This is a genomic window from Streptomyces sp. NRRL B-24572, from assembly GCF_002156145.1.
Classification (GTDB): domain Bacteria; phylum Actinomycetota; class Actinomycetes; order Streptomycetales; family Streptomycetaceae; genus Streptomyces; species Streptomyces vietnamensis.
The window spans coordinates 171-19269 of the sequence record NZ_MWIG01000220.1 but is presented as its reverse complement, the minus strand read 5'-3'; the positions used below and the strand labels follow the sequence as shown (position 1 = coordinate 19269).

Annotated in this window: 22 protein-coding genes and 1 pseudogene; 5 read left to right on the top strand and 18 right to left on the bottom strand. The window is 72.1% G+C overall.

All coding sequences use genetic code 11. The annotated features are described in order from the left end of the window. A pseudogene (locus tag CCN56_RS13825) lies at positions 1 to 1122 on the top strand (MFS transporter); the annotation flags it as partial. Positions 1123 to 1245: 123 nt separating this feature from the next. On the opposite strand, the gene CCN56_RS13820 reads toward CCN56_RS13825, so the two are convergent. The 4 genes from CCN56_RS13820 to CCN56_RS13805 form a co-directional block, all read right to left on the bottom strand. Beyond that, positions 1246 to 3288 (bottom strand): AAA family ATPase, encoded by a 2043-nt coding sequence (locus CCN56_RS13820; protein WP_086826845.1) that lies wholly within the window; start codon positions 3286 to 3288, stop codon positions 1246 to 1248. Positions 3289 to 3352: 64 nt separating this feature from the next. Further along, positions 3353 to 4018, bottom strand: a complete 666-nt coding sequence (locus CCN56_RS13815) for a TetR/AcrR family transcriptional regulator (RefSeq protein ID WP_086826843.1) — start codon at positions 4016 to 4018, stop codon at positions 3353 to 3355. Positions 4019 to 4076: 58 nt separating this feature from the next. Then, positions 4077 to 5321, bottom strand: a complete 1245-nt coding sequence (locus CCN56_RS13810) for a GNAT family N-acetyltransferase (RefSeq protein ID WP_086826841.1) — start codon at positions 5319 to 5321, stop codon at positions 4077 to 4079. Between the two features lie 112 nt (positions 5322 to 5433). Further along, a complete protein-coding gene (locus tag CCN56_RS13805; RefSeq protein WP_086826852.1) occupies positions 5434 to 6051 on the bottom strand; it encodes an ABC transporter substrate-binding protein in 618 nt (205 codons plus the stop codon). Between the two features lie 141 nt (positions 6052 to 6192). On the opposite strand from CCN56_RS13805, the gene dtd reads away from it, so the two are divergent. Further along, positions 6193 to 6618: a D-aminoacyl-tRNA deacylase gene (dtd, locus tag CCN56_RS13800; protein WP_041130415.1), complete on the top strand. Its 426-nt coding sequence runs from the start codon at positions 6193 to 6195 to the stop codon at positions 6616 to 6618. A gap of 12 nt (positions 6619 to 6630) precedes the next feature. On the opposite strand, the gene CCN56_RS13795 is transcribed toward dtd, so the two are convergent. From CCN56_RS13795 to CCN56_RS13765, 6 genes are all read right to left on the bottom strand, one after another. Beyond that, positions 6631 to 7596 (bottom strand): folate-binding protein YgfZ, encoded by a 966-nt coding sequence (locus tag CCN56_RS13795; RefSeq protein WP_086826840.1) that lies wholly within the window; start codon positions 7594 to 7596, stop codon positions 6631 to 6633. 10 nt (positions 7597 to 7606) lie between these two features. Further along, a complete protein-coding gene (locus tag CCN56_RS13790; protein ID WP_086826838.1) occupies positions 7607 to 8044 on the bottom strand; it encodes a Fur family transcriptional regulator in 438 nt (145 codons plus the stop codon). 40 nt (positions 8045 to 8084) lie between these two features. Further along, positions 8085 to 8657 (bottom strand): FABP family protein, encoded by a 573-nt coding sequence (locus CCN56_RS13785; protein WP_086826836.1) that lies wholly within the window; start codon positions 8655 to 8657, stop codon positions 8085 to 8087. A 225-nt stretch (positions 8658 to 8882) separates the two neighbouring features. Continuing rightward, positions 8883 to 9776 (bottom strand): hypothetical protein, encoded by an 894-nt coding sequence (locus CCN56_RS13775; protein ID WP_179199837.1) that lies wholly within the window; start codon positions 9774 to 9776, stop codon positions 8883 to 8885. After that, complete coding sequence (locus CCN56_RS13770; protein WP_256961961.1) at positions 9773 to 10585, bottom strand: hypothetical protein; 813 nt, start codon at positions 10583 to 10585, stop codon at positions 9773 to 9775. Before CCN56_RS13770 ends, CCN56_RS13775 begins: the two co-directional genes overlap by 4 nt. 17 nt (positions 10586 to 10602) lie before the next feature. Then, on the bottom strand, positions 10603 to 11418 hold the full coding sequence (locus CCN56_RS13765) for a hypothetical protein (protein ID WP_256961960.1): 816 nt from the start codon (positions 11416 to 11418) through the stop codon (positions 10603 to 10605). A gap of 103 nt (positions 11419 to 11521) precedes the next feature. Between CCN56_RS13765 and CCN56_RS13760 the strand changes: the two genes are divergently transcribed. Beyond that, on the top strand, positions 11522 to 11884 hold the full coding sequence (locus CCN56_RS13760; protein ID WP_086826833.1) for a DsrE family protein: 363 nt from the start codon (positions 11522 to 11524) through the stop codon (positions 11882 to 11884). 100 nt (positions 11885 to 11984) lie between these two features. Here the strand turns inward: CCN56_RS13760 and CCN56_RS13755 are convergent, their stop codons facing one another. The 8 genes from CCN56_RS13755 to CCN56_RS13720 form a co-directional block, all read right to left on the bottom strand. Continuing rightward, positions 11985 to 12248 (bottom strand): DUF3099 domain-containing protein, encoded by a 264-nt coding sequence (locus CCN56_RS13755; protein WP_041130407.1) that lies wholly within the window; start codon positions 12246 to 12248, stop codon positions 11985 to 11987. A 204-nt stretch (positions 12249 to 12452) separates the two neighbouring features. Beyond that, the gene (locus tag CCN56_RS13750) at positions 12453 to 12743 is read right to left on the bottom strand and encodes a DUF1416 domain-containing protein (protein WP_086826831.1); all 291 of its coding nucleotides are present in this window, start codon (positions 12741 to 12743) and stop codon (positions 12453 to 12455) included. A gap of 33 nt (positions 12744 to 12776) precedes the next feature. Beyond that, positions 12777 to 13616 (bottom strand): sulfurtransferase, encoded by an 840-nt coding sequence (locus tag CCN56_RS13745; protein ID WP_086826830.1) that lies wholly within the window; start codon positions 13614 to 13616, stop codon positions 12777 to 12779. A 185-nt stretch (positions 13617 to 13801) separates the two neighbouring features. Then, positions 13802 to 13882: a putative leader peptide gene (locus CCN56_RS45805; RefSeq protein ID WP_350497993.1), complete on the bottom strand. Its 81-nt coding sequence runs from the start codon at positions 13880 to 13882 to the stop codon at positions 13802 to 13804. 184 nt (positions 13883 to 14066) lie between these two features. After that, positions 14067 to 14753 carry a DUF2993 domain-containing protein gene (locus CCN56_RS13735; protein ID WP_086826827.1) on the bottom strand — a complete coding sequence of 229 codons (687 nt, stop codon included), beginning with the start codon at positions 14751 to 14753 and terminating at the stop codon, positions 14067 to 14069. 144 nt (positions 14754 to 14897) lie between these two features. Further along, positions 14898 to 16094 (bottom strand): hypothetical protein, encoded by a 1197-nt coding sequence (locus CCN56_RS13730; RefSeq protein ID WP_086826825.1) that lies wholly within the window; start codon positions 16092 to 16094, stop codon positions 14898 to 14900. A 10-nt stretch (positions 16095 to 16104) separates the two neighbouring features. Further along, the gene (locus CCN56_RS13725; RefSeq protein ID WP_086826824.1) at positions 16105 to 16359 is read right to left on the bottom strand and encodes a MoaD/ThiS family protein; all 255 of its coding nucleotides are present in this window, start codon (positions 16357 to 16359) and stop codon (positions 16105 to 16107) included. A 45-nt stretch (positions 16360 to 16404) separates the two neighbouring features. Beyond that, entirely contained in the window at positions 16405 to 17211 is an 807-nt protein-coding gene (locus CCN56_RS13720; RefSeq protein ID WP_086826822.1) for an alpha/beta hydrolase, read from the bottom strand. A gap of 230 nt (positions 17212 to 17441) precedes the next feature. Between CCN56_RS13720 and CCN56_RS13715 the strand changes: the two genes are divergently transcribed. Together CCN56_RS13715 and CCN56_RS13710 are read left to right on the top strand one after the other, a co-directional pair. Further along, positions 17442 to 18227 carry a response regulator transcription factor gene (locus CCN56_RS13715; RefSeq protein ID WP_086826821.1) on the top strand — a complete coding sequence of 262 codons (786 nt, stop codon included), beginning with the start codon at positions 17442 to 17444 and terminating at the stop codon, positions 18225 to 18227. A gap of 69 nt (positions 18228 to 18296) precedes the next feature. Next, positions 18297 to 19099 (top strand): LacI family DNA-binding transcriptional regulator (locus tag CCN56_RS13710; protein WP_086826846.1); only part of this gene is annotated, 803 nt, incomplete at its 3' end.

Below are 19099 nucleotides of genomic sequence, written 5' to 3'. Positions count from 1 at the left end.
CCTCCTCGCCGGCGTCGCCGCCTCCCCCGCCGTCCTCATCGCCGCCCGCTTCCTCCAGGGCGTCGGCAGCGCGATGGCCTCCGCCGTCGGCCTCGGCATCCTCGTCACCCTCTTCACCGCACCCCGCGAACGCGCCCGCGCCATCGCCGTGTTCAGCTTCACCGGCGCCGCCGGCGCCTCCCNNGGATCTTCTTCATCAACCTGCCCATCGGCGTCGCCACCCTCCTCGTCGCCCTCCGCGCCCTCCCCGCCGACCAGCGACTGGGCCTGAGGGCCGGTGCCGACGTCATCGGCGCGCTGCTCGTGACCTCCGGGCTCATGGCCGGGATCTACGCCGTCGTCAAGATCGAGGAGTACGGGGCCGGTTCGGCGCACACCCTCGGCTTCGGGGCCCTCGCGCTCGCCCTCCTCGCCGGCTTCCTGCTCCGCCAGGCGAAGGCCGCGCACCCCCTCATGCCACCGCGGATCCTCCGCTCCCGCGCCGTCGCCGGGGCGAACGCCGTCCAGATGCTGATGGTCGCCGCGCTCTTCTCCTTCCAGGTCCTCGTCGCCCTCTACCTGCAGAAGGTCCTCGGGTACGGAGCCGCCGAGACCGGCTTCGCGATGCTGCCCGCCGCGCTGATCATCGGCGCCGTCTCCCTCGGCGTCTCGGCCCCCCTCATCGCCCGCTTCGGCGAGCGGAACGTCCTGCTCACCGGCCTCGTCCTGCTCGTCGGCGTCCTCGGCCTGCTGGCCCGCGTCCCCGTCCACGCCTCGTACGCCACCGACCTGCTCCCCGTGATGCTGCTCGCCGCCGGCTTCGGCCTCGCGCTGCCCTCCCTCACCGCGCTCGCCATGTCCGGCGCGGAGGAGGCGGACGCGGGCCTCGCCTCCGGGCTCTTCAACACCACCCAGCAGATCGGCATGGCCCTCGGCGTCGCGGTCCTCTCCACCCTGGCCGCCGCCCGCACCGAGTCCCTCACGAAGGCGGGCCGTCCCGACGCCGAAGCGCTGACCGGCGGTTACCACCTCGCCTTCGGCGTCGGCACCGGGCTCCTCCTCCTCGCCCTGGCCGTCGCCCTCACCGTCCTGCGTCGCCCCGCCGCCTCCACCGAGCCCCGGAAGATGACGATGGCGGCATGAGAGCCGGCCGACTCGTCGCCGCCCCGCTCTCCCTCCGGACGACCCGGCGGCGGGTCACCGCCGCCGAACTCGCCGCCGAACTCGGCGTGTCCGAGCGCACGGCCGCCCGGACAGGCGCCGAACTCACCACGCCGTACGGAGACACTCCGGCAGCTCCCCCTCGTGCACGAGCGCGAGGCGCGAAACGGCCCGGGTGAGGACCACGTACAGCCGGTTCGCGCCGCGCTCCTCGGCCGCCACGATCGCGCCCGGCTCGACGACCACGACGTGGTCGAACTCCAGACCCTTGACGACGCTCGCGGGCAGCACCGTCACCCGCCCGTCTCCGGAGCGGTCACGAACCGCCTCCGTCACCACCTCCACCAGCCCGTCGGCCGTGATCACCCCCACCGAGCCCTCCGCCGCGAGCGCCGCCCGCACCGCCTCCCGTACCCCGGCCGTCAGGTCCGTCGTCCGATGGACCGTCACCTCGCCGTCCCGGCGCACCGAACGCCCCGCGGGCACGTCGGCGCCGAGCTGCGGCAGGAGCCGGTTGGCGAGGTCGACGATCGCCGCCGGCACCCGGTAGCCGAGGGTCAGCGGCACGACGGGCGTCCCGGCCTTGCCCAGGTGGGCCAGCTGCTCCTCCCAGTCGCGGGCCGCCCACGGGGTGGTGCCCTGGGCGAGGTCCCCGAGGACGGTGAGCGAACCGAACTCGGTGCGGCGGGCGATGGCCCGGCACTGCATGGGCGAGAGGTCCTGGGCCTCGTCGACGACGACGTGCCCGTAGCTCTCGGGGCGCTCGATCAGGCCCGCGAGCTCGTCGAGGAGGACGAGGTCGGCGGCGGTCCAGCGCGCCGAGCGGTACGAGCGGGGCGGCCGCGCCCAGCGGATCGCCGCGCACTCGGCCTCGCTCAGCGCGGCCTCACTCAACGCGGGATCGCCCAGCGCGGCCTCGCCCAGCGCGGGGCCGGAGGGCCCGAAGGCCGTCGGCTCCGTCAGGACCTCCGCGAGCACCTCCTCCGGGCTCGTCCTCGGCCAGCACGCGTCGAGGAACGCCGTCACCGCCCGCGCCCGCTCGATCCTCCGCGCCCAGGCCGCGCCCATGGGCCCCCACCGGCGTTCGGCCCGGAGCTGGAGGGCCCGGACGACCCGGGCGCGGACCCGCTCGCGGCCCGTCGCGTAGGGCGGCGCCTCCTCCCGTACCGCCGCGACGATCGCCGCGAGGTCGGAGGCCGGGAGCCGCCAGTGGTACGAGCCGTCGGGGACGGCCAGGTCCTCCGCGGGGGCCGGGTCGACCCTGCCGTACAGCGCGCGGTGCAGCACCCCCGCCATCCGGGCGTCGTGCTTGACCCTGGCCGCCGCCTCGCCGTCCTCGGCCCGGACGGGGTGGCGGGCGATCTCCTCGTCGAGGGTGGCCTGCCGGATGCCGGTCTCGCCGAGCGAGGGCAGCACCTCGGAGATGTACGAGAGGAAGGCGCGGTGGGGGCCGAGGACGAGGAGGCCGGAGCGCCGGATCCGCTGCGGATGCGTGTAGAGGAGGTACGCGGCCCGGTGCAGGCCCACCGCGGTCTTGCCGGTGCCGGGGGCGCCCTGCACGCACAGGGAGGCGGCGGGCTCGGAGCGTACGAGGTCGTCCTGTTCGGGCTGGATGGTGGCGGCGATGTCCCGCATGGGGCCGACCCGGGGGCGCTCGATCTCCCCGGTGACGAGGGCGCTGACCGTCCCCGTGGCGCCGCCGTCCGCGAGGCGCTCGTCCTCCAGCGCGGTGAGGTCCTCGGTGGCGCCCCTGCTGTGCGGGGCCCAGCCGAAGCGGCGACGCCGCAGGACGCCCTGCGGGTCATGGGCGCCGGCCTGGTAGTAGGCGCGGGAGACGGGCGCGCGCCAGTCGACGACGAGCGGCGGGGAGGCCGGGTGCTCGGCGATCCGGCGGCGGCCGATGTGGTGGATCTGACCGTCCTCGCGGTCGAGGCGCCCGAAGAACAGCGGCCCGGGCGGCATCTCGCCCATCTCCTTGGCGCGGCTGCGCAGGTGGTAGCCGAGCGCCTCTGCGTCGGCGCCGGAGGCGGCGACGTCCTCGCCGATGACGACCTGCTCGGCGACGTCCTCGGTCATGCGGATCAGGGCGGCGCGGCAGGCGTCGTGGTGGGAGCGTTCGCGGGCGAGCTCAAGGTCCAGTGACGTCATTCCGACAAGCCTAGCGGAAAACGTTACCGGGTTACATTTTTTACTTGATATCGATAACTGGGGTTCAGTACGGCAGCCCCTGCCGCAGCGACCGGAACGCCTCCCCCGCCGCCGTCACCGCGTCCCGCCCCACTTCCTCGATCGGATCGCCGGCCGTCAGCCGCGCCACGTTCTCGTTCGCCAGGACCCGCAGCACGGCCACGATCTGCCCCGCCGCGAGCCGCGCCACCAGCGGATCGCCGCCCAGCGCCTTCGCGAGGACCTCCTCCGAGCGCTGCTGGTAGCCGTGGATCGCGGCGAGCAGGGCCGGCGTCCCGTACAGGAGCCGGTGGTACGCGAGGACCGCCGGCACGTCGCAGAGCCCGGTGACCGGATCGCGCCGCTCGAGCCCTTCGAGCAGGTGCTCGTACAGCGCGTCGAGCGGCGCCGTGCCGTAGACCCGCCCGGCCTCCACCACGCGCGCGGACTCGCCCTCGTGATCGGCGAACCGGTGCAGGACCAGGTCCTCCTTGGCCGGGAAGTACCGGAACAGGGTCGGCTTGGAGACCTCGGCGGCGGCGGCCACCTCCGCGACGGAGACCCCGTCGAAACCCTTCTCCATGAAGAGCGCGATGGCGGCGTCCGACAGGGCCTGCCGGGTGCGCGCCTTCTTCTTCTCGCGCAGCCCGGTCGGGTACTCGGCCTTCACGTACTCCGCCTCCACGGCGTCCCGGCCGCCGTCGTCCGCCATGAGCTCCCGCCTTCGCACCTCGCACCTCGCACGTTCATCCTAGTAACGCGCGGCGGGCTCAGAAGATGTCGGGCGAGAACGGCCGGAGCGGGGTACGGAACAGCAGGTCGGCGCGGGCCGCCGCACCGGGCGTCAGCTCCTCGACGCGCCCGAGCCGGGACAGCCGTACCGCCGACTCGTCACCGAACGCGAGCGTGCCCGACTCGGCGACGTCGAAGGCGAGATCGGCCGGCTCGGAGGTACGGACACAGGCCGCGCCCGCCGGGGAGGCGTCGAGCCGGAAGCGCCCGCCGGCCAACCCGTCGGCGTCCCGCACCTCCAGGACGAGGCCGTCCTCCACCGGATACGTCCGGCCCTCCAGGACCCGGGGCACGTCCAGGACCCGCACCCACAGCATGTCCGCGTACGTCACCATCTTCGCCGCGCGGGGGTCGGGCAGCAGCAGCGGCAGCAGGTCGTCGGGCGCCCGGTGGCCGGAGCGGACCGTGGCGATCCAGTCGATCGAGCAGAGGTAGTGCCACAGGGCGCGCTCGGCGGCCGGGGTGACGGCGACGAGGTCCCGTACGCTCGCCGTGTTCAGCGGCGTCTTCGCGTCGTCCCACTTGTCGTCGGCGGTGTACGCGGCGTACCCCTCGACCTCGCCGGACGCCGACCGGTAGATCGCGTAGTACGGCTCCCGCCACGGCGCGCTCTGGTGGCCGAGCCCGGTGCCGCGGTCCCAGTCGCGCTTGCTGCGGTTCGTGACCCCGGCCCGTACGGCCGCGAGCCGGCGGTACAGCTCGGGGCCGGTCTTCCGGATCTCGTCGGCGTCCGTCAGATCGATCCGGCCGCCGTCCTCCGGGCGGCCCGAGCGGCGCGGGTCGAGACCCGCCCGGCGCACGTCCACGCTCCACTCGGCGATCCAGCTCACCGGACCGAAGCCGTACCGCCCGTAGATCGGGTACTCGGCGGCGATCAGCGTCGCGATCGCGTCGCCCCGCTCCTTCGCGGCGGCGAGGTCGACGGACATCATCCGGCTCAGCAGGCCCCGCCTACGGTGCGTCGGCGCGACCGTGACCTGGGTGATCGCGTCGGCGGTGAGACCGCCCCCGCCGACCGTGCTGACCTCCTGCCGGAAGGACCGGAAGGTGCCGACGATCCGGTCCCGGTCGAAGACGCCGAGCGTCCGCGCGAGATCCGCGTGCGCCAGCCGGTCGGCGAACTCCTCGTCGGAGACGACCGGGGCCTTGAGGAACCCGGTGCGCAGCGCCCGCTGCCACTCACGGAACTCGGATTCGGTGACGGCGCGCACATCGAAGGTCATCCTCCGACCCTACGCACGGCCGGGCCGGCCCCGCACGCGAGTTTCCGGACCGGCCCCGCAGCGGGTTTCCGGGCCGGCCCGGCACGGGCTCCCGGCCTTTCCCGTACGCCGGTCAGGCCAGCAGGTCGTCGACCTGCGCCTCGCCCTCCCGGTACCGGCGGGCGATCTCCGCGCTGCAGTCGTCGGCGGTCCGCTGGAGGTCCTGCCGGCGCCGCGAGACCTGCTGCTCGTACCCCGCGAGCCGGCCCATCGCCGCGTGCAGCTCGTCATCGGTCCGGGCCGTCAGGTCCGACAGCTCCACCTCCGACAGCATCTCGCTCGCGAGCCGCCGGTACTCCTCGCCGCGCGGCGTCGACAGCGTCACGTGCCGCGCCGAACTGCGGTGCCGCGAGGGCACGTCGGCGAGGATCTCGGAGAGCCGGTCGAGGACCGGGGCCTCCGGGTCGGTCCGGCGCGCCAGCTCGGCCCGCAGGATGTCGATCCGGCCCTGGAGCATCCGGCGCACGTAGCTCAGGTCTGCCTCGTCGCTCTGCGCGTCCCGGCGCAGCGCGCGCAGCTCGGGCAACCGCAGGGCACCGAGGTCGGGCCGCGTGCGGTCGCCGGTCTGCGTACGGTCCGTCGACTCGGGCTCGGCGGTCCGCTGCACGGGTGGGCGCGTCATGGAAGAACCACCGACTCGGATCAGCGGTACGGGGCCGGACGGCGTCGGCCCGGTGCCAGGTGCACTCATGAGAATCGTCCCCTCGACCGGTGCGGTCGGCCGCACCGCCTGACACGCATGGTGCCACTCCTCCCCGTGCACGTGCAGGCGCTCTGCACCCGTTCGGCCCCTCGTCCTTCGGCCCGCCACCCGCTCGGTAGGTTGGTGCGCATGCGAGCAGTGGTGCAGAGGGTCGACGGCGCGAGTGTCGTCGTCGCAGGGGAGACCGTCGGTGAGATCACCGGCGAGGGGCTGTGCGTCCTGGTCGGGGTGACCCATGACGACACCCCGGAGAAGGCCGCCCAATTGGCCAGAAAGCTCTGGTCCGTCCGGGTACTGGACGACGAGAAGTCGTGCTCCGACGTGAACGCGCCGCTGCTCGTCATCTCCCAGTTCACCCTCTACGGAGACGCCCGCAAGGGCCGCCGCCCCACCTGGAACGCCGCCGCCCCGGGCCCGGTCGCCGAACCCCTCGTCGACGAGGTCGTCGCCCAGCTGCGCGCCCTCGGCGCGCACGTGGAGACGGGCCGCTTCGGAGCGAAGATGAGCGTCTCCCTCACGAACAACGGCCCGTTCACGGTACTGATCGAGGTCTGAGCCCAGGGGCTCTCAGGGCTCGACGACCACTTCCTGCGCGGCGGCCGTCGTGCCGGCGACCAGCGGGGCGTCCACCGGCACGTTCCGCTTGACCAGGGCGAGGGCGATCGGCCCGAGCTCGTGGTGGCGGACGGCGGTCGTCACGAAACCGAGCTGCCGGCCCTCCTCGCCGTCCGCGGCGAGCCGGACCGGGGTGCCGTGGCCGGGCAGCAGGACCTCGCTGCCGTCCAGGTGCAGGAAGACCAGGCGGCGCGGCGGCTTCCCCAGGTTCTGCACCCGGGCGACGGTCTCCTGCCCCCGGTAGCAGCCCTTCTGGAGGTGGACGGCGCTGCCGATGAGGCCGACCTCGTGCGGGATGGTCCGGTGGTCGGTCTCGAAGCCGAGCCGCGGCCGGTGCGCCTCGACCCGCAGCGCCTCGTACGCGAGGATCCCGGCGGCCGGCCCGTGCGAGGACGCGAAGGACTCCAGGTCGGCGCGGGGCAGGAACAGATCGCGGCCGTGCGGGGTCTCCCGTACGACGACCCCCGCGGGCACCTCGGCGATGGAACCGGCCGGAAGGTGGACGACGGCGAAGTCCTCGGTCCGGTCGGCGACCTCGACCCGGTAGAAGAACTTCATCGCCTCCAGATACGCGATGAGCTCGGCCTGCGTCCCCGGCTCGACGTGCGCCCACACCGTCTCGCCGTCGTCGACGAGGTACAGGGCGTGCTCGATGTGCCCGTTCGCGGAGAGGATCAGCGCCTCGGTGGCCTGCCCGGGCGGCAGCTCCGTCATGTGCTGGGTGACGAGCAGGTGCAGCCAGCTCAGCCGGTCGTCACCGGAGACGGCGACGACGCCCCGGTGCGAGAGGTCGACGAAACCGCTGCCCTCGGAGAGGGCACGCTGCTCGCGGAAGAGATCGCCGTAGTGCGCGGCGACGCCTTCGTCGCGGCCTTCGGCGGGGACGGCGCCGGGCAGGAACAACAGAGGGCTCTTCATACAGAAGAGCCTACGACTCGGCGGCAGCGTCTTTGTTCGAGCAGTCCCGGCACCGGCCGAAGATCGCGAAGTGCTTCATGTCCGTCTCGAACCCGAAGGTCTCACGGAGCTTCCCCGTGAACTCGGCCGCCACCTCGACGTCCGCCTCGATCACCTCGGAGCAGTCCCGGCAGACCAGGTGCAGATGGTGGTGCCGGTCGGCGAGGTGATAGGTCGGCGCCCCGTGCCCCAGATGCGCGTGGGAGACGAGCCCGAGCTCCTCGAGGAGCTCCAGGGTCCGGTACACGGTGGAGATGTTCACCCCGGAGGCCGTCCTGCGGACCTCGACGAGGATGTCGTCCGGGGTCGCGTGCTCCAGCCGGTCCACGGCCTCCAGGACAAGCTGGCGCTGCGGCGTCAGCCGATAGCCGCGCTGCCGCAGGTCGCTCTTCCAGTCGGTGCTCACCACGTCCCCCAGTGTAGGAGGACGCGGCGCGCCACCCATGTGTCTAGCGGAAGAAGGCGATGCCGTCGTCCGGCATGTCGGGCAGGTTGCGGGCCATCTCCGCGACCTCCTCCGGCGTCACGACCTTCTTCAGGTGCGCCGACATGTACGGGCGGAGCGGGACCTCGGGGGTCGCCTTCTCGCCGACCCACATCAGGTCGCTCTTGACGTAGCCGTAGAGCCGCTTGCCACCGCTGTACGGACCCGAGGCCGCGGTGCGGGCGACGGCGTCCGTCGCCAGGTCGATCTGCGGCTTCTGGTCGGCGAGCTCGCCGTACCAGATCTCGACGACGCCCTGGTCACGGACCATGACGACCTCGACCTTGCGGTCCTTGTCGATCCGCCAGTAGCCGCTCTCGCTCTCCAGCGGACGGACCTTGTTGCCGTCGTTGTCCAGGACCCACGTGTGGGACTGGTACTCGAGGAAGTCCCGGCCGTCGTGGCTGAACGTCACGGACTGGCCGAAGTTGCACTTCTCGGCGCCGGGGAAGTCGGACACGCCCGCGCCCTCCCACGTACCGAGCAGGAACGCGAGGGGGACGAGGTCCGGGTTGAGGTCGGACGGGATCTCGATCATGAGTAGCTCTGGCGTTCTCTAGAAGTGGTTACCGCTGGCCCTGGTACAGCTTCTTCACGGTCAGACCGGCGAAGGCGATCACGCCGACGGCGACCAGGACCAGGAGGGTTTCGAAGAAAGCGATCATGGGGTGCTCCTCGACTGAGCGGTGAAGGCGGAACGGGCCGGACCCCAGCTTAGTGGGCGGGGGTCCGGCCCACCCTGTGAGGTGGGTCTAGCGGACGATCAGCCGAGCAGCTGCGCCTGGAGCGCGACCGTCTGCTGGAACGGGACGGTCAGCGCCCCGCCCTTCCGCGTCTGGGTGACCACCGCGAAGGTGTCCCCGGCCTGGACGTAGGCCCAGCGGGTCTGCTCGGGGCCGTACGGCTTGTCCTCCTGGTAGGAGTAGACGGAGAGGTACGGCACGTCCACGCCCTGGGTGGCCGTGTCGATCTCCGCCGACTCGACCCCGACGGGCAGCCGGCCGCCCTCGGACACCTCGCGCGTGACCTCGTCCTTGAACGCCTCCGAGAACGCCACCGACGAGAACCGCAGCAGGTGGATCCGGGTGGTCGTGCCGTCCGGCGTGGTCCAGCCGCCGGCGGCGACGTGCCGGAGCGCGGAGTCGGCCAGGTACTGCTTCACCGGGCCCCGGTCCTTCTCCTTCAGCAGCGCCAGGTAGGAGTCGAGCCCGACCCAGCCGCCGTTCAGCTTCGGGTCGACCGTGGCGCCCGCCGGCGCGGGCAGCAGGAGTTTCCGCAGGTCGGCGTGGTGGATCTCGCCGTCGTTGCCGTCGGTGTACGGACGCAGGGCCCCCTCGGGCAGCGCCGGAAGGGCGAGCTTCGGGTACTCCCAGCGCCCGTCGGACTCGGTCGCGAGCCCCGGCACGTCGGTGCGGTCCATGGCGGTGATCCCCATGGCCGTACCGGTCCCGACCCCACCGCAGACGAGCACGGCGGCGGTCCAGCGGGCGATGCCCCAGAGCAGCGGCTTCCGGGACTTCTTGGGCTTCGCGGGCTGCTCCGGGACGGGGAGGACGGGTACGGGCCCGGCCTGCGCCGGGATCGGCGTCTCGGTCTGCACCGCCTCGGCCTGCACCGCCTCGGCCTGCACCGTCTCGGTCTGGATCTGCTCGGTCATACGTACTCCCCCGGGGATGCGATGTGGTCGAGCTGCTGGGTCAGCAGCTTCGCCACGGCCGCCTTGTCGAACGGCTTGGCGCCCGCCGCCGTCATGGTGACGAAGACCTCGGAGTCGTAGGCGAGGCAGATCATCTCGTCCAGCGCAGCGGCCCGCTCCTTCTTGTCGAGGGAGTCGTCCACGGGCGCCATGTAGCAGACCGCGTTCCTGTGGTCCTTCACCTTGGGTCCCTTCGGGAACTCCAGGGCGTCCATGACCTCCTTGCGGAGCCGGTAGCTGTTCTTGATCTGCCTCTTGTCCTTCATGCTCGCGAGCTCGAAGGTGACGACGACGTCGCTGTTCAGGTCGGCGAAGGAGCGGACTCCGATGCCCTGGATGCCGAGCTTGTCGACGTCCTTCTCGAACGCGCGGCGCTTCTTCCCGGACAGCCCCTCGCCCGCCCGCTTCATCTGCGCGGTGGCCTCCGCGGCGCCGAGCTCGCCGTCGTTCCCGTACAGCTCCTCGTCGGGGCCGAACTCGTACCCCTCCGGCAGCGGCAGCAGCAGCTTGCTCAACGGCGTGCCGGCCTTGCCGCGCGCCAGGGCGGCGGCCGGGTCCTCGTCCTGCTTCTTCTCGTCCGACGCGCCCCACAGCTGCGTCGGCGCGGTGCGGTCGGCGGAGGAGACGGTGACGGCGGTGTACGTGACGCCACCGCCTATCAGGCCGAGGACGACCACGGAGGGAAGGACGACCCTGAGCAGGATCCGCCCGGCACCCCTCTTCTTCACGGTCGGCTGCTCGGTCACGGGCTCGGTCACGGGCTCGGTCACGTCGTTCCGGTCCTCACTCACAGGCGCCCCAGCTGTCGCTCGGCCAGCGAACGGATCTCCTTCTCGGAGATCTTCTTCGTGTCGTAGATGAAGATCTCCACCGCGATGTCACCGCGGTGGAAGTAGGCCCTGGCCTCGTAGAAGTCCAGGTAGCCGGCCTGCTGGTGCACGGGGAAGACGTAGTACCGGCCGTTGGCCGAACCCTTGAGGGGCTTGCCCTCGCTCCGGGCGTACTTCTTCTGCGGCATGTAGTCCTGCTGGTCCTCGACGTGCTCCTGCGAGCCGAGGGAGTCGCCGGGGCGGTACTGGACGAGCCGGACCTCGGTCCGCCTGTGCTCGCCCGACGCCCAGGACGTCACCGCGACCCGCCGGATGTCCAGGTCCAGCTGGTAGCCGAGTGCCGTGCCGGGCTCGTTGAAGTCCGAGGCGTACCCGTTCACCGACATCCAGCCGTCGCGGTCGCCGAACTCGTCCTTCTTCGCTCCCGCCGGCTTCGGCACCAGCAGCTTCCGCAGGTCGCCCTGCGCCTTCGCCTGCCGGTCCTCCTTCGCCGACAGCGGCTCCGGCTCCTGGCCCTTCGGCAGCGGCTTCGACGGGTAGGCGAGGCCCGGCTGGTTCAGCGGCGGGAGTGCGGTCGGTTCGCGGTCGGCCTGGATGCCGTAGCCGACGGCGGTGCCGCCGACGAGGCCGATGACGGCGGCGACGGTGATCAGCCCGACGGTACGGAGGACGCGGCGGCGCGGCCGCTGGACCGGAGGCGCGGGTTCCGTCGCCGTCTCCGGCTCGGGCGGCGATGTTGTATCCGTATTTTGGACACTTTCTTCGATACTCAAGAGTCCCCCCACGAGACCTGAAGCGCGGATTCCGTCACCCGCGCACACAGCTGACACGTGAGGGACGCATGAGGTTGCAGTGCCGCGCATTACAGTTCGGCATATGGCGAAGAAGCTCGTGATCAAGGTGACCGCAGGGGCCGACGCCCCCGAACGCTGCTCCCAGGCCTTCACGGTGGCCGCCGTCGCCGTCGCCAGCGGCGTCGAGGTCTCGCTCTGGCTGACCGGCGAGTCCTCCTGGTTCGCCCTCCCCGGCCGCGCGGCGGAGTTCGAGCTCCCGCACGCCGCGCCGCTGCCGGACCTGATCGACTCGATCCTGGCGGCCGGCCGCGTCACGCTCTGCACGCAGTGCGCGGCACGCCGCGAGATCACGGAGAAGGACGTCCTGGACGGCGTCCGCATCGCCGGCGCACAGGTCTTCGTCCAGGAGGCGATGTCCGACGAGACCCAGGCCCTCGTGTACTGATCCCCGACGCGCCCCTCGCACCGCTCGGCCCCAGGGGGCCTCCCGGGCTTCGGACTGCTGAGCCGGACTCCGTCCGGCTACTCCAGGCGCACCCGCACCCTTACGGCTCGCGGCGCTTCTTGCCGTCCAGCTCGTCCCACCACTCGTCCGACTTCGGATCGCCCGAGGGATCGTCCCACCAGCGGTCCTCCGGGCCGCGGCGGTTCGCGATCATCGCGGCGACCGGGGGGATGACCATGGCGACGACGCACATGCCGATGGCAACCGGCATCGAGAACAGCCGCACGACGGCCCAGGCGCCCACGAACAGGGCCAGACAGGCGCCCATCATCCAGAAGTAGACGTGCCGACGTCGCGCGTACACACCTTCAGCGTACGACCGGACGCGCCGCCCGTCACCGACGGCGGCCGGAGGCCGACGCAGCGCCTCGAAGCCGGTGAGGCGCCCCGGCTCCGAGCGGTGCGAGAGGCACGAAGAGAAAAGGACCGGAGGGCCGTGCCTCAGGTCCTGGAATAGGCGTCCAACCCCCCAGGAGGCACGGCCCTCCGGCCGTTCATTGGCGTGGCGTCACACCGCGATGGCGACGTCCGTCAGGCTGCCCGTCTCGGTGACGACGACCTTGCGGTCGGCCTGGGCGCCCGGAACCAGGGCGCGCAGGGTCCACTCGCCGGTCGCCGCGTAGAAGCGGAACTGGCCGGTGGCCGAGGTCGGGACCTCGGCGGTGAACTCGCCGGAGCCGTCGAGGAGGCGCACGTAACCGGTGACGGGCTCGCCGTCCTTGGTCACCTGGCCCTGGATGGCCGTCTCACCGGGCTTGAGCGTGCTGACGTCGGGGCCGCCGACCTGAGCTCCACACATGTTCGCTGTCCTGTCCTGAAGAAGAAGTGGGGGTTACTTGTTGGCGCCGAGCTCGATCGGCACGCCGACGAGGGAGCCGTACTCGGTCCAGGAGCCGTCGTAGTTCTTGACGTTCGGGACCTCGAGCAGCTCGTGCAGGACGAACCAGGTCAGCGCGGAGCGCTCGCCGATGCGGCAGTAGGCGATGGTGTCCTTCGCCAGGTCGACCTGCTCGGCCTCGTAGAGGGCCTTGAGCTCGTCGTCCGACTTGAAGGTGCCGTCGTCGTTGGCGTTCTTCGACCACGGGATGTTGCGGGCGCTCGGCACGTGGCCGGGGCGCTGCGACTGCTCCTGCGGGAGGTGCGCCGGGGCGAGCAGCTTGCCGGAGAACTCGTCGGGCGAGCGGACGTCGACCAGGTTCTGGGCGCCGATCGCGGCCACGACGTCGTCGCGGAAGGCGCGGATCGAGGCGTCCTGGGCCTTGGCCTTGTACTCGGTGGCCGGGCGGGCCGGCACCTCGGCGACGAGGTCGCGGGAGTCGAGCTCCCACTTCTTGCGGCCGCCGTCGAGGAGCTTGACGTCCTGGTGGCCGTAGAGCTTGAAGTACCAGTAGGCGTAGGAGGCGAACCAGTTGTTGTTGCCGCCGTAGAGGACGACCGTGGTGTCGTTCGCGATGCCCTTGGCCGAGAGGAGCTTCTCGAAGCCCTCCTGGTCGATGAAGTCGCGGCGGACCGGGTCCTGCAGGTCCTTGGTCCAGTCGATGCGGATGGCGTTGCGGATGTGGTTCTTCTCGTAGGCCGAGGTGTCCTCGTCGACCTCGACGACGGCTACCTGCGGGTTGTCGAGGTTGGCCTCGACCCAGTCCGCGTCGACCAGGACGTCGCTGCGAGCCATGCTGTTCTCCTCCGGGGCAGTGTGCGGGGGTGTGCTGCGGTGGTGCGGGTGTGTGCTGCGGTACGCGTCATCGCGTGACGTACGGACATACGGGCATATGGACATACGGACGGGCGTACGGCTCTGCACGGGGCGGCCCCGACGTCAGTCAACGGGCCTGGGGGATACGGGAGTCGGCGTCCCGCTCAGACTGAGCGACAGAGCATGGCGGCGACGCGGCACAGGTCTACTGCCCGCCGCTTCGTGAGATCCGCCTGTCGCTTCATGCCCTCGATCGTAGGGACGGACAGGCGGCCGTGTCACCGGTGTGTCGTATTTTGAGACGCGATCGTCTGAGATGCGAGACGCGATCAGGGCTCACGTCGGCTCCGGACGCCTCCGCACCACGGTGTCCGCTTCTCTTTCTGCGGATCGGACGGCCGCGTCTCACCATGTGATCAAAGGGCCCCGTCAGCCCGCCAGGACGACGTCCTTGCCGGTCACGATGACCGCCAGGCCGTCCGGGCGGGGCTCGACCTTCTCCACCTTCATCCCGGCGATCATGCCGAGCGGGCGCTCGAAGTCGGTGCGCGCACGGACCAGCTCCTCCACGCCCGGGATGCCGGCGCCCGGCACCTCGTCGGCGCGGACCTTGATGGTGTCGCCGTTCACGACGGTGACCGTGGAGATGACCGAACGGGTCAGACTGCGGCCCAGGACCTTCACGCTGCCGGTGACCTTCACCTTGCCGTTCCCCCCGTAGGCGACGGTGGCCTCCCGGTCGGAGGCGGCGGTGAGGTCCGCGTACGAGATGAGGGCCGTGCCGCTCGCCGAGCCCGCCTTCGCGCCCGCCCAGTCGCCGGTCACGGTCACGTCCCGCAGGGTCGCGGTCAGCTCGCCGACCCGGACGTCCTTGTCGCCCGCCGTCGCCCGCACGCCGGTCGCCTTCACGTCGACCTCGTCGAACCGCTTGTCCGCGACCTGGGTGAGGAACGGGAAGCCCTTGATGTCGACCTCGATCGAGTCGCTCGTCGAGGCGGAGAGCTTCACCCGGCTCGACGCCTCCGACTCCGCGTACGACACGGCCAGCCGGTCGATCCCGACGAGGGCCCCGCCCAGCACGACGGCCACGATCAACAGAATCCGCAGTGCTCGCATGGGCTGAGCGTCCCCCCGTAGTGGTTCCTGTAACGGTTCCCGTGAAAAGTTCCGGCCCCCCGACACGAAGATCGACGTGTCGGAGGGCCGGTTGGTTCCCGTGTCCGAACGGATGCCCGCACGGACGGCGGCAAGGACCGCAGGTCAGACCAGGGCGCGGCCCAGCAGATAGACGGCGGGCGCGGCGGCGGTGAGCGGCAGCGCGACGCCCGCGGTCATGTGGACGAACCGCGACGGGTAGTCGTAGCTGGCGGCCCGCAGGCCGATCAGCGCGCAGACCCCGACGCCGAGGCCGAGCAGCGCCCCGGAGGTGCCCAGGTCGGTGAGGCCGCCGGCCGCGATCCCGGCGCCCGCCGAGGCGAGCAGGGCGACGACCAGGGAGACCGGTCCCGGCAGCGGCAGCGCCCGGGCGAGGACGGCCGCGGCGACCGCGATCCCGCCGACGACCACCGCGTCCGGGGCGGCGCCGAGGTGCCCGGTGGCGACGACGGTCAGGGCGGCGGAGGCGATGGTGGCCATCAGGCCGTACATGCGCTCGTCGGGGTCGGCGTGGCTGCGCAGCTGGAGGACGAGGCAGAGCAGCACCCAGACGCCGAGCGTGCCCAGGATCGCGGCGGCCGCGTGCTCCCGGCCGGTGGCGAGGAGGGCGGCGTCGGCGACGAGGCCGCCGAGGAAGGCGAGGGCGATGCCCTGCCGGGCGGGCCACATGCCGTTGAGCCGGAACCAGCCGGCGGCGGTGAGGCCCTGGAGCAGGACGAGCGGGACGAGCAGCCCGTACGAGCCGAGGGCGGCTCCGCCCGCGAGGAGCAGGCCGAGGACGGCGGTGAGGGCCGCGGGCTGCATGCCGGGCTCGATGATCGGCGACCGGCCCTCGGCGCGGGCGCGCTGGGCGTCGGTGACGCGGGTGTTCCCGGAGGTGGTGGGCGAGGAGTAGGCGGGCCCCTCGTCGACCACGGGAGCGGCCACGGGAGCAGGGGCCGGCGCGGGCTCGGCGAAGGCCGCCGGGGCGGGCTCGGCCACGGGCTCCGCGTAGTACGCGGCGGGGGCCCCGTGCGACGGGTACTGCTGCTCGTACGGCTGCTCGTACGACTGCTCGTACGACTGCTCGTACGACTGCTCGTACGACTGCTGGTACGCCTCCTGCGGCACGGGCGTCTGCGCGGCCTGGGCCGCCCGGGCCGCCTGCGCGGCCTGGATCTGGTCGTACGAGACGGCCGGCTGGTACGAGGTGTCCCAGGTCTGGCCCTCCCACGTCTGGGTGACCTCGGCGGGGTTCTGCTGCCCGTTCGCGTCGGCGTACGGGTCGTACTGCTGCCCGCCGTAGTACTGGTCGTTGCTCATGCTCTGGGGTTCACCCTCCTGCGAACGGGGGGAGCACCTCGACCGTGCCGCCCTCGGCAAGCCGTACCGTCTCATGGCTCCGGGTCCCGACGGGGTCCCCGTCGACCAGGAACGAGCACCGCTTGAGGACCTGGACGAGCTCGCCCGGGTGCTTCGCGCGGACCGCGTCGAGGGCCTCGGCCAGGGTCCCGGCGGTGTACGGCTCCTCGGCGACACCGGCGGCGGCCTTGGCCGCGGCCCAGTAGCGGATGGTTCCCGCTGCCATAGCGGCGCTCCCTTCATTCGTGTGCGCGCCGCCCCCCATCATGGGCTATGCGCGCGTGAGCCAGTCCCCGAGCCGGGCGAGCAGCTCCCCCTCGGCCGCGTTCTCGGCGTGGCCCATCCCCCGCTCCACCCAGAGTTCGGCGTCGCCCGCGGCCGCCAGCATGCGCGGGTGGTCGAGCGGGAAGTACGCGTCCCGGTCGCCGTGCACGATCAGGAGGGGGGTCGGCGCGATCAGCGGGACCGCTTCCACGGGGGACAGGGGCACGGGGTCCCAGGCGCGGCTGTCGATCCGGGTGCCGAGCCCGTACCGCCCGACGAGGCGGCCCGCCGGCCGGGTGACCACCCAGTGGACGCGGCGCATCGGGGCCGTGCCCCGGTAGTACCAGCGGGCGGGCGCGGACACGGCGGCCACCGCGTCGGCGCTTCCTGCCGTCCCGCGCTCCAGGGCCGCGTGGCGCAGGACCACGGAGCCGCCCATGGAGAAGCCGACCGTCGCCACGCGCGCGTGACCGAGCTCACGGGCCCAGCGGACGGCGGCGGACAGGTCGAGGACCTCCCGGTCGCCGACGGTGGAGCGGCCGCCCGAGCGGCCGTGGCCGCGGAAGGAGAAGGTGACGACGGCCGCGCCGCGCTCCGCGAGGGCGCGGGCGGCGCGCCGGACGGCGGGCCGGTCGGCCGACCCGGTGAAGCCGTGCGCGAGGACGACCGCCGTATCGGTGACACTTGCCCCTGAGGGTTCGTAAACCGCCTCGATCCGGACACCGTCATCGGTACGCAGCGTGGACCGCAAAGGGCGGGAAGTGAGCGAGGAAACATCCAGGATGTGAAATCGGCCCTCTGCCTCGGAACTCATGTGGGCTATTCTGCTTGCCAGAGGATCCGGGCAACGCAGCCCCCGGGTCCTTTTGTGTTTTCCGACCGTTGTTACGGACGGATGAACAAAAGCTCTCAGGGCGCGAGAGCCAACGTGAGCACACATAGACGTCCTCGCAGGGACCGAGGAGGAACCGACGTCATGGACGAGCGAACGACGACGCACGACGGATCGACCGGCGGACCGACGACCGAAGAAGGTGCGGCGCGATGAGTTCTCTGCTGCTCCTGACCAACGCCCTCCAGCCGTCGACCGAGGTGCTTCCCGCCCTCGGCCTGCTGCTGCACAACGTCCGGGTCGCCCCGGCCGAGGGCCCCGCCCTCGTGGACACCCCCGGCGCGGACGTGATCCTCGTCGACGGCCGGCGCGACCTGCCACAGGTGCGCTCGCTCTGCCAGCTGCTGCGCTCCACCGGGCCCGGCTGTCCGCTGATCCTCGTCGTCACGGAGGGCGGTCTCGCGGCCGTCACCGCCGACTGGGGCATCGACGACGTCCTCCTCGACACGGCGGGACCGGCCGAGGTCGAGGCGCGGCTCCGGCTCGCGATGGGCCGCCAGCAGATCGTCTCGGACGACTCCCCGATGGAGATCCGCAACGGCGACCTGTCGGTCGACGAGGCGACGTACAGCGCGAAGCTGAAGGGCCGGGTCCTGGACCTGACCTTCAAGGAGTTCGAGCTGCTCAAGTACCTGGCCCAGCATCCGGGCCGGGTCTTCACGCGCGCGCAGCTCCTCCAGGAGGTGTGGGGGTACGACTACTTCGGCGGCACCCGTACGGTCGACGTCCACGTACGGCGGCTGCGGGCCAAGCTCGGCCCCGAGCACGAGTCCCTCATCGGCACCGTCCGGAACGTCGGTTACCGCTTCGTCACCCCCGAGAAGGTCGAGCGGGCGGCGGAGGAGGCCCGTGCCAAGACCGAGAGCACCCGCGACCGGGAGAAGGCCCGCGCGGGCGCCCGCGTCAAGGAAGCCACGGAGGCCGTCACCCCTTCGTAGGACAGGAACGTGGCGGATGCCACAGTGCGACCTGCCGGTAGGTAGGTCCCCCCGCGTAGACTTCCGCGCGTGGCCAAGGTGACGCGGGATGACGTAGCGCGACTTGCGGGTACTTCTACCGCCGTCGTGAGCTACGTCATCAACAACGGACCCCGGCCGGTCGCCCCGGCCACGCGCGAGCGTGTCCTCGCCGCCATCAAGGAGCTGGGCTACCGCCCGGACCGGGTGGCCCAGGCGATGGCCTCGCGGCGCACCGACCTCATAGGCATGATCGTCCCCGACGCGCGGCAGCCGTTCTTCGGGGAGATGGCGCACGCGGTCGAGCAGGCCGCCGCCGAGCGCGGGAAGATGGTCCTCGTCGGCAATTCCGACTACCGGACCGAGCGCGAGGTCCACTACCTGCGCGCCTTCCTCGGCATGCGGGTCTCCGGACTGATCCTGGTCAGCCAGGGCATGAGCGAGCAGGCCGCGAGCGAGATCGAGGCCTGGGACGCGCGCGTGGTGCTGCTGCACGAGCGGCCCGAGGCGATCGACGACGTGGCCGTCGTGACCGACGACATCGGCGGCGCCCAGCTCGCCACCCGGCACCTCCTGGAGCACGGCCACCCGTACGTGGCCTGCCTCGGCGGCGTCCCGAACACCCCGGCCGTCGGCGACCCGGTCGCCGACCACGTCGAGGGCTGGCGCCGCGCCATGCTGGAGGCGGGCCGCTCGACCGAGGGCCGGCTCTTCGAAGCCCCGTACAACCGGTACGACGCCTACCAGGTCGCCCTCAAGCTGCTCGCGGGCCCCGACAGGCCGCCGGCCATCTTCTGCTCCACCGACGACCAGGCCTTCGGCGTCCTGCGGGCCGCCCGCGAGCTGCGCATCGA